Genomic DNA, 12,178 nt, shown 5'->3' on the forward strand with positions numbered 1-12,178 from the left:
GTACCCGACGAATCGCGGAGTGTGAGGGCGCGTGTCAGTCGGTGACCTGCACGACGGTGAAGACCTCGCCGTGCTTGCCCTGCAGCAGCGCCTCGGGCCCCATCGGGGAGTGGCTGGTCATCAGCACCTGCGCGCCGAGGCTCTGCGCGATCTGCGCGGAGGAGTCGCGGTCGCTCACCGCGAAGTGCACCAGCCAGTTGGCCGGGACGTCGTCGGCCAGCTGGTCGGCCTGGTGGAACCCGGCCACCTCCGCGCCGCCTGGCAGCTTCGCGATGCTGAGGTCGGGCGCGCGGTCCTCGAAGGTGTAGCCGAAGACCTCGCCGTAGAAGGCCTTGGCCCCGGCCAGATCCCGGGTCAGCAGGGTGTGCCACGCGACCGCGTCGGGCTCCGCCACGATGCCGAAGCCCTTGTGGGTGCCCGCCTGCCAGAGCGCGAAGTAGGCGCCGGTGGGGTCGGTGCAGAACGCCAGCCGCCCGAGGTCGCCCGCGTCGGCCGGCGGGACGTGCACGATGCCGCCGGCCCGCTGCACCGCCTGCGCGGCCTCCTCGATGTCGTCGGTGGCGAGGTAGGTCAGCCACGACGGGCGCTCACCCTCGGCCAGCATGGGTGAGAGTCCGGCCGCCGCGCGCTCGTCCTTGAAGCACGTCACGTAGGCCGCACTCCCGGCGCCGCCGCTTCCCGAGACGCCTTCTTCCGTACGCCAGCCAAAGAGCTTCTCGTAGAAGTCACGGGCGTGGGTCATGCCGCGGTGCTCCGGCTCGAAGGAGCACTCCGCCCAGCAGGGGCTGCCGACCGGCCAGTTGACGTCTCGCACGGGCATCGGGAGTGCTCCTTCGCAGGGTGGGCCCACCGCTGGTGGGCGGACTCGACCGACCCTACCGACCCGGCGAACCGGCCCGCCGTACGCATCGACGGGCCGGTTCGCGGTCGCGGTCAGCTCACCGGGCTCGCAAGCACCACGATGTTGTCGACGTAGTGGTGGATGGCGCGGTCGAACGGTCCGCCGCAGGTGACGACGGCCAGCGTCCCCGGCGCGGTCGGGCTGAAGAGGCTCGCCGGCAGGCCACCGGACTTCTTCAGGACCCGACGGGTCGTGACCCGATAGGTGTACTCGTGGCCGTTCGAGGCCCGTAGGACGATCGTGGCCCCCGCTCGGAGGTCCTGCAGGCGGAACAACGTGCCGGGTCCCTGCGCCGCGGTGTCGACATGACCGTCCAGCACCGTGGTGCCCATCGGCGACCCGGCGAGCGCGCTCGCCTGCCACCACCCGACCACGTGCGGATCCTGAGGTACGACGAGCGAGTTCGCGCCGTCCAGCGCCACGTTGGTCAGCGGTGCGGAGACGCGCAGCGAGGGGATCGTGATCCGCACCGGGGCAGCCGGGGGCACCGCGTCCTGCACCGGGGCGATCCCCGGTGCGCGACGCGGTGCCGCGCTCACCGGACCGGACGGTGTCCCGGTCGAGGACGCCACCGATCCGAAATCGCGCGGAACCGCGTTCGCCGGATGGTTCGAGAGCGCGACGCCCCCGGCGCCGATCGCGGCGGCGAGCAGCCCGACCCCGAGCGTCAGCAGCGGTCTCACCGCAGCGCACGCCGCCTGCGGTCGGCGTACACGGCGCCTCCGCCGAGCAGCGCCAGACCGACGGCGCCGGCGGTCCAGCCCAGCCGCAGATCGGTGCCCCCGTTGGTGGCGGCCTGCCCACCCGAGCCGGCCTGCACGCTGCCGGGCCCGCTGCCGGAGGAGGACGCCAAGTCTGCCTGCGCCATCCGCAGGTGCATCTGGGCGACCGGAAGGTAGCCGCGCGCGTAGCTCACGACGGTTTCGCTGGAGCCGGTCCTGATCTCGGTGTCGGTACCGGCGATCGACGTCTCGTGTCCGGCGACCTGGTCACGCAGATAGAGCTGGTCGAACGAGGACCCGGTCAGTCCCTTCAGCTGGGCCGCCTGGGCCTGCTGCATGGCGTTCGGCGCGCTCGGCAGCGTCAGGCCGAGGTTCGCGGCGACCGTCGTCAGCTTGGCCTTGGCGGCCATGTGGTCCGACATCGTCTTCTGCGCGAGGGTATGCACGGCGGCCGACGACGAGTGCGTCATCGCCAGCTGGCCGATGGCGATCTCGGCGAGGTTGACCTGTTCGTTGGCCGTGACGAAGGTCTTGTCGGCCGTGCTCGGCGACGTCGCCGCGAAGGCGGTGGCGGGAAGGCAGGTCGCTGCGACGGCGAGTGACGCCCCGGCGAGTGTGATGTAGCGGGTGCGATGCATCGACATGATCAGACTCCTATGTGTGAGAGTGGAATTCAGACATCGAGTAGGCCGCGTAGGCCGCGTTGTTGTTCGCCCTGCTGGGCTCCGAGCACGACGAGCACCCCGGTCAGTGCAGGGATGACCCACTGCACGATCGCGAGCTGCTTCTGCGCGGAGGTGAGTTCCTTCGACGCGGACGACGACGGTTCGGTCGCGCCGGCGCCTCCCTCGTGCGCGTGGTTGCCGATCTTGGTGCCGAGATAGCCGGAGTAGCCGGTCGCGCCCATCGCGGCGACCGTGAGGACGGTCTTCACGACCGTGTTCGCCTGGGCGCCGGAGTCGTGGGCGACCCGCGAGCGGTTGCCGGCGATCAGGCCGAGCCCGCCGAGGGTGTGCACGCCGGCAGCGGCGATCTGGATCGGCGTCCAGCGAGCCCACCCGAGGGTGGACAGCCGTAGCCGTTCGGAGGGGTCCTTGGCCTTCGCGGTCGCACCGTTGAGGCCCACGGCTCCCATCAGAGATCCTCCGAACCAGGTGGCAAGGGAGAGATCGTGCGCTGATCGAGACAGGAGGTTGGTTCCTTGGGACACGGGATTTCACTTTTCTGTTGTCGGCTGGTGCGGATGCGGTGGCGATCTGACCGCCGCCACCACTGCGTTTACCCCCGTGCGGGCAGACTTATGCAGCCGATCGGCACGTTAGTGTGCTGCGCTCCTCATTAATGATGAGCGCTGCACATTAACTTCGTAGGGCTAGCCGGGCCGAGCGCACCGATCGGTGGGCTCCTAGAGCACCAGCCAGTCGGCGGCGGCGCGGCGGAACGCCCGGGGCTCCAGGCGTGAGGCGCCCTCCGGGATGGTGCCGATCCACCGGTCGTCGGCCAGGTCGCGCAGCTGGTCCAGGTTGGTCTCGGCCGCCAGATCCGGTGTTTCCGACAGGGATCCCACGATCAGCCCCACCAGGTCCAGACCGCGGGCCTCCAGGGCTTCGAGGGTGAGCGCGGTGTGGTTGAGGGTGCCGAGGCCGGCGCGTACGACGATCGCGAACCCAGCGCGGACCCCGTCGCGCCCCAGCGCGGTCGCGAGATCGGCGAGGGTGCCGCCGTCGGCGTCCAGCCGCACCAGGAGCCCGCCGGCGCCCTCGACGAGTACCACGTCGTACTCGCCGCTGCGGGCCAGGTCGGCGACCCGGGCGGCGTGCTCGGCGACGGTCGGCAGGGAGACACCGGCGCGCCGCGCCGCGATGTCGGGGGCGAGCGGTTCGGGGAGACGCACGTACTCGCGCACGTCGACGCCGGTCAGCCGGGCGACCTCGTCGGCGTCCCCGGGCTCACCGGGAGCCAGTCCGGTCTGGGTGGGCTTGACCGCGACCACACGTTGGCCGTGCCCGGTCAGCGCTGCCGCGATCGCGGCGGTGGCGATGGTCTTGCCGATCTCGGTGTCGGTGCCGCTGATGCAGATGACCGGGCAGGGGTTGCTCACCGGGAGACCGTGCGCAGCACCCGCGCGCAGTGCTCGACGTCCTTGGCCGAGAGACCGGCGTGGGCGGTCAGCCGCAGCCGGGAACTGCCGTCAGGCGTCGATGGTGGGCGGAAGCAGCCGATGCGCACGCCGTGCGCCGCACACACGTCGACCGCCGCCAGTGCCTCCCGCGGGCCGGGCATGGCGACGGACAGGACGGCGCCCGCGGGTGTGGGGACGCCGCACGCCGCGGCCAGCTCGCCCATGATCTCGCGGACCTCCTTGGCCAGGGAGGGTCGCTCGATCAGCACGTCTAGTGCCCCGAGCGCGCCACCTGCGGACACCGGGGCCAGGCCGGTGTCGTAGATGAACGGCCGCGCGGTGTTGATCAGGTGGCTGCGCACCAGGTCCGAGCCGAGCACCGCGCCGCCCTGGGACGACAGCGCCTTGGCCAGGCTGACCGTCACCACGATGTGCGGCGCGCCAGCCAGTCCCAGGGAGGCGACCCGACCCTCGCCGTGGTCGCCCACCACCCCGAGGCCGTGCGCCTCGTCGACGACCAGGAGCGCGTCGTACCGGGCGGCCAGATCGGCGAGCTCGGCCACTGGAGAGGTGTCGCCGAAGACCGAGTAGATCGACTCGACCACGATGACGGCGCGGGCCTGCGTGCGCTCCTGCAGGGCGCGTTCGTACGCCGCCAGGTCACCGTGCGGGACGACCTCGACCGCCGCCCGAGACAGGCGCGCTCCGTCGATGATCGAGGCGTGGTTGTGCGCATCAGAGACGATCAGGGTGTCGTCGTCGGCGAGTGCGGTCATGGCCGCGAGGTTGGCCTGGTAGCCGGTGGAGAAGACGAGCGCCGATTCCATCTGCAGGTGTTCTGCCAGGGCGGTCTCGAGGTCCTCGTGGATGGGCCAGGTGCCGGTCACCAGCCGGGATGCCCCGGCTCCGGATCCGAAGTACTCCAGGGCTGCTACCGCCGCGTCGATCACCGCCGGATCGCGGCGCAGGCCCAGGTAGTCGTTGCCCGCGAGGTCGATCGCCTGGTGGCCCACACCGGCGACCACCCGACGCGTCAGCCCCGCCGCATCACGCTCCGCAGCCTGGGACTGCAGGTATTGCTCGAATGTACTCATCCATGCACCTGTTCCACTGCGGAGACCATCGCCCCGCCGATGGTTTCGATGGCATCAGCATCGCTCACGAGGGGTGGCATCGCATAGACCAGGTCGCGGAAAGGTCGCAGCCACACGCCCTGCTCCAGCGCGACCCGCGTGACCGCCTCGGTGTCGACGGGGGAGTGCAGCTGAATGACGCCGACGGCTCCGATGGCGCGTACGTCGCGCACGCTCGCGAGCGCCCGCGCGGGCTCCAGCGCACCGCGCAGCTCCGCCTCGATCTGCCGGGCGCGGCCGATGCGGGTCGGCGTCACCAGGTCCATGCTGGCCGACGCGATCGCGCAGGCCAGCGGGTTGCCCATGAACGTCGGCCCGTGCATGAGCGCACCGGCCTCCCCGCCGCTGACCGCCCGGGCGACGTCGGCGGTGCACAGGACCGCGGCCAGCGTGAGGTAGCCGCCGGTGAGCGCCTTGCCGACGCACAGGATGTCCGGCACGACCTCGACCTGGTCGGCGGCCCACATCGTCCCGAGCCGGCCGAAACCGGTGGCGATCTCGTCGAAGATCACCAGCGCACCGTGGTCGCGCGCCAGTGCGGCCAGGAACCGGACCGCGCGCGGTGGGTAGATGCGCATGCCCCCGGCGCCCTGCAGGACCGGCTCGAGCACGACCGCCGCGATGTCGGGTGCGTGCTCCTCGTAGAGCCGGCGGGTGGCGCTCTCCCACTCGTCGTAGGTCGCGTCGTCACCGTCGAGCCCGGCCGGCGGCAGGGGCGCGAAGACCTGCTCGGGGAGCACGCCGGTGAAGAGGCGGTGCATGCCGCCGACGGGGTCGCACACGCTCATCGGGGCCAGCGTGTCGCCGTGGTAACCGCCGCGGATGGTGAACATCTTGCGCCGGGTCCGCCCGCCGGTCAGATGCGCCTGCCACGCCATCTTCAGGGCGACCTCGACGCTCACGGAGCCGGAGTCGGCCAGGAAGACGTGCTTCAGCCGGGCCTGCCCGTCGAACGCCGGGGCTCGCTCGATCAGCTTGCGCGCCAACGTGATCGCCGGTTCGTGGGTGAGTCCGCCGAACATCACGTGGCTCATCCGGCCGAGCTGCTGCTGGGCCGCCGCGTCGAGCTCGGGCACGGCGTACCCGTGGATCGCGCACCACCACGACGACATGCCGTCGATGACCTCGCGGCGGGTGCCATCGGTGTCCCGCAACGTCAGGCGGATCCCGCTGGCGGACTCCACCAGGCGGGTCGGCGCGGGCTCGGTGACCGAGGAGTACGGGTGCCAGAGGTGGTCACGGTCGTAGGACAGCAGCTGCGACGGGTCGGACACCCCCGCATCCAATCAGCCGGCCGGGCTCGTTCTGAAATGCGCACTCCTACCTGCCGGTAGACCTCGAACGTCGAGCGGAGGGGTCCGGCGCCGAGCGGAGGGGCCGAAGCCCTCCACTCCCGCGCGAACCCCTCCGCTCGACGAGAAGGTGATGCCGGTGGTGCAGGTGGTGCTCAGTCCTTGGTGCGCCCGGCGATCCGCGAGACGTGCACCGCGAGCTCGAGCAGCAACCGGGTCACACCGACGGTGAGCACGAGCGCCACCAGGTCGGTCAGCGTGTGGATCAGCGCCGAACCGGTGCTCATGTGCTTGATCGAGACACCGTTGCCGACGCCCTGACTGCCGAAGTTGTAGACCAGGTTGGACAGGAAGTGCAGCACCGCCCAGACGATCGTCACCAGGAAGATCAGCGACGCGATGCGCTCGGTCAGCGACTTCTTGAACTGCAGGTCGCTGAAGAGCGCGCCGACGCCGTCACCGGCACCGCCGACGACCTGGCTGACCTGCGCCTGCGGGCTGTTGGGGTCGCGCGGCTGACCGCTCTGACGGCCCCAGCCGCGGCCCTTCGAGCCGGACTGGTCGGCCTGGCCCTGCTGTCCGACCTGCCCGGCCTGTCCCGGCTGGCTCGCGCCGTACGCCGGAGACTGCTGCCCGTAACCGCCCTGCTGGCCCTGCTGACCCCAGCCCTGCTGGCCCTGCGCGTCGGAGGGTGCCTGCTGGCCGTAGCTGGACTGGCCGTAGCCGCCCTGCTGGCCGTAACCGGAGTCGGACTGGCCCTGCTGGCCCTGCTGCCCGTAGCCACCGGCCGGCTGTCCGTATCCGGACGGCTCCTGGCCGCTCGGCTGGCTGTAGCCCTGCTGGTCACCGGCGGTGTATCCCTGCTCGCCGGCTGACGACGGACCCGAGTCGGCGGAGCCCGCGACGTCGGCGGCTTCACTGCCCTGGGCCGGCAATGCGCCGTGCGCGCCGTCCTCCTGGGGGGCCGCCGGGACCGCTTGCGTGGCGTCCCACCCGGTGTTCTGCGCGTCGTACGGCGTGTCGGACTGTTCGTCCTGCTCCCAGCCTTGGCCGAGACTTCCGCCCTGCTGGTATCCGCCGGAGTGTTCCCCGGACCTACCTTCGCCGTTCGTCGGCTGTGACATGCGGACCTCCTTGGGTCGTGTGCTGGGCCCATCGTCGTGGGTTTGAGCGGGGATTGCCAGCAACGTCGGCGCCCGGCGCGGCACGTTCGCCGTGCCGGGAGCACTCGGCGCTCCAGCCGGTGGGCGTCACCTGCACCTTCATCCGCCGTGCGCACACCGCGCAGAACCGCGGGGGTTCCAGCTCGAGCGCGCGCTCGCAGGCCGGGTGCGGACCGTCCTCCACCGGAGCGCCGCAGTGCCCGCAGTACGCCGCCGGCGTGCCCTGATCGGGCGCATCCGGCGCGCCGCGATCGGCAGCATCGGATGCGCCAGTGGCGTCGGCGGGACGGTTCACAGCGTCGCGTTGAGCGCCTTGATCGGCATCTGCAGCTCGTCCAGCAGCGCCAGGTCCTCGCGCGGGTCGCGACCCAGGGTGGTCAGGTAGTTGCCGACGATGACGGCGTTGATGCCGCCGAGCAGCCCGTCGCGGGTGCCGAGGTCGCCGAGGGTGAGCTCACGGCCGCCGGCGTACCGCAGGATCGTGCGCGGCAGCGCGAGCCGGAACGCCGCGATCGTGCGCAGCGCGTCCGAGGAGCCCATCGGCTCCAGGTCGCCGAACGGCGTACCGGGGCGGGGGTTCAGGAAGTTCAGCGGCACCTCGTGCGGCTCCAGTTCCGCCAGCTGCGAGGCCAGTTCGGCGCGCTGCTCGACGGTCTCGCCCATCCCGACGAGGCCGCCGCAGCACAGCTCCATGCCGGACTCCTTGACCATCGTGCAGGTGTCCCAGCGCTCGTCGTAGGAGTGCGTGGTGACGACCTTGGTGAAGTAGGAGCGTGCGGCCTCGAGGTTGTGGTTGTAGCGGTGCACGCCCATGTCGACCAGGTCGTCGACCTGCTCCTGGCTGAGCATGCCGAGCGAGGCGGCCACCTCGATGTCGACGGCCTCCTTGATGGCCTTGACGCCCTCGCGCATCTGGCTCATCAGCTTCGCGTCGGGTCCGCGGACGGCGGCCACGATGCAGAACTCGCTGGCGCCGGTGGCGGCGGTCTGCTCGGCGGCGCGCACCAGCTCGGGGATGTTGAGCCACACCGAGCGCACCGGTGAGGTGAACTGGCCGGACTGACTGCAGAAGTGGCAGTCCTCGGGGCATCCGCCGGTCTTGAGGGAGACGATGCCCTCGACCTCGACCTCCTCGCCGTTGTACTTCAGGCGCACGTCGTGGGCGAGGGCCAGCAGGTCGGGCAGCAGCTCGTCGGGAGTGTTCAGTACGGCGACGATGTCGTCGTACCCGAGGGCCTCGCCCCGGTCGAGCACGACCTCACGGGCGCGGTCCAGGACGGTGGTGTCGCGGGGGGTCGTTGTCGAGGTCATGGACGCGATTGTGCTGCATGGCCGGACCAGTGAATCGGCGTGGTCGCGTACGCGCCGGTAGTGCCAGCACCACCGAACGCGTGACAGTCGTCACGATTCTTCCGTGGGAGCCGCTCTCGGGTTGGCCCAGCGCGCACGGCAACCCATCATGAGATGCAGGGGCGCGAGAAGTCGTTGGTGCGTCCGAACGTTTTCCACGAGAGGCATCTGATGGCGACCGCTCTGTATCGACTCGGCCGAACGGCGTACCGCAAGTGGCCCTTCTTCCTGATCGGCTGGCTGATCGCCCTGATCGGGCTGGGCGGGCTGTCCCAGGCGATCCACAAACCGCTGGTCGACACCTTCTCCATCCCGGGCATCCCGTCGCTCAAGGCGCAGTCGATGCAGCAGAAGCTCTTCCCGGGCACCGGCGACGCGGTCAACCAGGCCGGCGTATCGGTGGTGGTGGGCGCTCCGAAGGGGCACACCCTCAAGGAGGCCAAGTACTCCAACGCGGTCGACGCGCTGATCACGGACCTGCAGAAGGTCCCGCAGATGCCCAAGACCAAGCTGGTCAACCCGGTGACGGCCTCGGCCGCGCAGTTCAAGGCGGCGACCTCGGCAGCGGCCAAGCAGGGCACGCCGAAGGCGGTCGCCGAGCGCAACGCGAACGCGCTGCTGCCGCTCTCACCGGACGGGCGGATCGGCACGATCGACTTCGCGTTCGACGTGAAGACCGTGCAGGACGTGAAGCCGGCGACGCAGAACAAGGTCGTCGACGACCTGAAGAAGGCGCGCGCGTCCGGTCTGACGGCCGAGGTGAACGGCGCCGGCATGCAGATCGCGCCCGACCCCGGCGGCAGCAGTGAACTGATCGGCGTCGCGTTCGCCGCCGTCGTCCTGATCATCACCTTCGGCTCGCTCATCGCCGCCGGTATGCCGATCCTGTCGGCGTTCGTCGGCGTCGCGATGGGCACCATCGGGGTGCAGCTCGCCACCGCGTTCACCACGGTCGGCACGACGACCCCGATCCTGTCGAGCATGATCGGCCTCGCGGTCGGCATCGACTACACGCTCTTCATCCTGTCCAGATACCGCACCGAGTTGCGCACGACCGACGACCGGGCGCACGCCGTCGGGTTGGCCGTCGGCAAGGCCGGCACGGCGGTCGTCTTCGCCGGCCTGACGGTGCTGATCGCCCTGATCGCGCTGTCGGTGGTGGGCATCCCGTTCCTCACCGCGATGGGTCTGGCCGCGGCCGAGACCGTCTTCTTCGCCGTGCTGGTCGCGCTCACCCTGCTGCCCGCCGTGCTCGGGATGTTCAAGTCCAAGGCGTTCGGCGCGCAGGTGCGCAAGCGCTCGGACAAGCGCGACGATCAGGGGCACGCGGTCAACAACGGCACCCGGTGGGCCCGCCTGGTCGGCCGCAAGCCGGCGATCGTGGTCGCGCTCGTCGTGGTCGTGCTCGGCGCCATCGCGGTGCCCGCGAAGAGCCTGCACCTGGCGCTGCCCAGCGACTCCACGGCCGCGAAGTCGACCACCCAGCGCAAGGCCGCCGACCTGCAGGCGGAGGCCTTCGGGCCGGGTCGTGCCGCGCCGCTGCTGGTCGTAGTCGACGGGACGAACGTGACCGGTGGCGCCAAGGCGCGTACGACGGCGTACGGGAAGGTCGCGACCTGGGCGGGCACCAAGCCCGACGTCGCGAACGCCCAGATCGTCGGCCTCAACAAGGCGGGCACCGGCGCCCAGGTGCTGATCACCCCGAAGTCGGGGGCGGACGACGAGAAGACGCTGTCGCTGCTGCACGCGTTGCGCGACGGGCAGTCCGGCATCGAGAAGTCGACGGGTACGACGGTCGGCGTCACCGGGCTGGTGGCGATCCAGACCGACGTGTCCGACCGGCTCACCGGCGCGCTGCCCGTCTATCTGGCGGTGGTCATCGGCCTGGCGTTCCTGGTGCTGATGGTCGTGTTCCGATCCGTGCTCGTGCCGCTCGTCGCGACGCTCGGCTTCCTGCTGTCGATCCTCGCCACGCTCGGGGCGACCGTCGAGGTCTTCCAGAAGGGCCGCTTCGGGATCGTCGAGGGCGCGCCGCTGGTCAGCTTCATGCCGATCATCCTGATCGGCATCGTCTTCGGGCTCGCGATGGACTACCAGGTCTTCCTGGTGACCCGGATGCGGGAGGCGCACGTGCACGGGATGTCGGCGCGTGACGCCGTGGTCGACGGGTTCCGCAACAGCGCCCGGGTGGTGGCGGCCGCGGCGGCGATCATGATCTCGGTCTTCGCGGCGTTCATCCTGCAGGGCGTCTCGTTCATCATGTCGATCGGTTTCGCCCTCGCGGTCGCGGTCTTCTTCGACGCGTTCGTGGTGCGCATGACGCTCATGCCCGCGCTGCTCTTCCTGCTCGGTGAGCGCGCGTGGTGGCTGCCGAAGTGGCTGGACAGGATCCTGCCGAAGGTCGACGTCGAGGGCGAGAAGCTCACCGGCGCGGGCGCGCCGCACGAGCAGCGGCACCCTGCCCACCTGGCCGAGCCGGAGCACTCCAGAGCCTGACCCGTTTGGCCGACTGCGCAGGTCGTCTCCCGGGCCGTTCGGCCGGCGACCTGCGCGGTCGGCGCGCTCGTCCCGAGGTGCCTGCCGCAGAATGCGGGGGTGTACCTCGGGTGGCTGCTGTTGCTGACAGTGGCTCTCGCCTGGCCCGCACCCCGGCTGCTTCCACGGTGGACCGCGCTGCGGGGAGTGCCCGGGCCAGCGCTCTGGCTGTGGCAGGGGGTGTCGCTGGGTGCGGTGGTCGCCGGCCTGGAGCTTGCGCCGCTGGCCGTCCTGTACGTCGTGCGGGTGGGTCGCGGGCTGCCCGCGCCCCGCGACCACATCGCCCTCGCCGCGGTCGCTGCCCTCGTGTCGGCGCTGCTCATCGGTCGCCTGCTGGCACGCGCACACGTGGTCGGCCGCCGGCTGCGGAAGGTGCGCCGTGAGCACCGCGAGCTCGTCGACCTGCTCGACGAACCGGTCCATGCCGAGGGTCTCCCCGCGCAGGTGCGTGTGCTCTCCCACCCCACCGCGACGGCGTACTGCGTGCCCGGGCTCTCACGACGGGTCGTGCTCACCAGCGGCACCATCGAGGCGCTTCCGCCGGCGGAGCTGCGCGCCGTCCTCGCCCACGAGTTGGCGCATCTGCGGCACCGGCACGACCTGGTCCTGGAGTTCTTCACGGTGTGGCACACCGCGGTGCCGCGGCGGTTGCGCAGCGACCGCGGCCTGGAGACCGTGCGCCTGCTGATCGAGCTGCTCGCGGACCGCAGCGCCGAACGCGCCGTCGGCCGGGTGCCGGTGGCGCGGGCGCTGGTGGCCCTCGCACGGTCCGAGCATCCGAACGGCACGCTCGGCCATGAGGACTTCGCCCGCATCCGGCTGGAGCAGCTCACGGTGCAGCGGCACCACCCCGTCCTCGCCACGTGTGCCGGGCTGCTCGGAATGGCTGCCGTGGTGGCGCCGTTGGCACTGGCAGCGCTGGTGATCCTGCACATCTGAGGTCGGCGCGGGCGGCATCCG

12 protein-coding genes are annotated in these 12,178 nt (G+C 71.1%); 2 read left to right on the forward strand and 10 right to left on the reverse strand.

Annotated elements, in window-relative coordinates; translation table 11 throughout:
* Window positions 1-34: 34 nt before the first annotated feature.
* The 10 genes from HNR15_RS00595 to bioB all read right to left on the reverse strand — a co-directional run bounded on the left by HNR15_RS00595 (window position 35) and on the right by bioB (window position 8,644).
* Window positions 35-820 carry a VOC family protein gene (locus HNR15_RS00595; protein ID WP_179478235.1) on the reverse strand — a complete coding sequence of 262 codons (786 nt, stop codon included), beginning with the start codon at window positions 818-820 and terminating at the stop codon, window positions 35-37.
* Between the two features lie 113 nt (window positions 821-933).
* Window positions 934-1,584, reverse strand: coding sequence for a sortase domain-containing protein (locus tag HNR15_RS00600; protein WP_179478237.1), 651 nt, complete (start codon window positions 1,582-1,584; stop codon window positions 934-936).
* Window positions 1,581-2,267, reverse strand: coding sequence for a DUF4142 domain-containing protein (locus HNR15_RS00605; protein WP_179478239.1), 687 nt, complete (start codon window positions 2,265-2,267; stop codon window positions 1,581-1,583). Before HNR15_RS00605 ends, HNR15_RS00600 begins: the two co-directional genes overlap by 4 nt.
* Before the next feature lie 29 nt (window positions 2,268-2,296).
* Window positions 2,297-2,758, reverse strand: coding sequence for a hypothetical protein (locus HNR15_RS00610; RefSeq protein WP_246305868.1), 462 nt, complete (start codon window positions 2,756-2,758; stop codon window positions 2,297-2,299).
* A gap of 270 nt (window positions 2,759-3,028) precedes the next feature.
* Complete coding sequence (gene bioD, locus HNR15_RS00615) at window positions 3,029-3,724, reverse strand: dethiobiotin synthase (RefSeq protein WP_179478243.1); 696 nt, start codon at window positions 3,722-3,724, stop codon at window positions 3,029-3,031.
* The gene (locus HNR15_RS00620; protein ID WP_179478245.1) at window positions 3,721-4,839 is read right to left on the reverse strand and encodes an 8-amino-7-oxononanoate synthase; all 1,119 of its coding nucleotides are present in this window, start codon (window positions 4,837-4,839) and stop codon (window positions 3,721-3,723) included. Before HNR15_RS00620 ends, bioD begins: the two co-directional genes overlap by 4 nt.
* On the reverse strand, window positions 4,836-6,152 hold the full coding sequence (locus HNR15_RS00625) for an adenosylmethionine--8-amino-7-oxononanoate transaminase (RefSeq protein ID WP_179478247.1): 1,317 nt from the start codon (window positions 6,150-6,152) through the stop codon (window positions 4,836-4,838). The genes HNR15_RS00620 and HNR15_RS00625 overlap by 4 nt, the downstream gene beginning before the upstream one ends.
* Window positions 6,153-6,325: 173 nt before the next feature.
* Window positions 6,326-7,294, reverse strand: coding sequence for a DUF4282 domain-containing protein (locus tag HNR15_RS00630; RefSeq protein ID WP_179478249.1), 969 nt, complete (start codon window positions 7,292-7,294; stop codon window positions 6,326-6,328).
* The gene (gene bsaP / locus HNR15_RS19010; RefSeq protein ID WP_484477004.1) at window positions 7,266-7,628 is read right to left on the reverse strand and encodes a biotin synthase auxiliary protein BsaP; all 363 of its coding nucleotides are present in this window, start codon (window positions 7,626-7,628) and stop codon (window positions 7,266-7,268) included. The genes HNR15_RS00630 and bsaP overlap by 29 nt, the downstream gene beginning before the upstream one ends.
* Complete coding sequence (bioB, locus tag HNR15_RS00635; protein ID WP_179478251.1) at window positions 7,625-8,644, reverse strand: biotin synthase BioB; 1,020 nt, start codon at window positions 8,642-8,644, stop codon at window positions 7,625-7,627. Before bioB ends, bsaP begins: the two co-directional genes overlap by 4 nt.
* 210 nt (window positions 8,645-8,854) lie before the next feature.
* Between bioB and HNR15_RS00640 the strand changes: the two genes are divergently transcribed.
* On the forward strand, window positions 8,855-11,179 hold the full coding sequence (locus HNR15_RS00640) for an MMPL family transporter (RefSeq protein WP_179478253.1): 2,325 nt from the start codon (window positions 8,855-8,857) through the stop codon (window positions 11,177-11,179).
* Between the two features lie 99 nt (window positions 11,180-11,278).
* Window positions 11,279-12,157, forward strand: coding sequence for a M48 family metalloprotease (locus tag HNR15_RS00645; RefSeq protein WP_179478255.1), 879 nt, complete (start codon window positions 11,279-11,281; stop codon window positions 12,155-12,157).
* Window positions 12,158-12,178 lie beyond the last annotated feature (21 nt).

The organism is Allobranchiibius huperziae (assembly GCF_013410455.1).
GTDB classification, from domain to species: Bacteria; Actinomycetota; Actinomycetes; order Actinomycetales; family Dermatophilaceae; genus Allobranchiibius; species Allobranchiibius huperziae.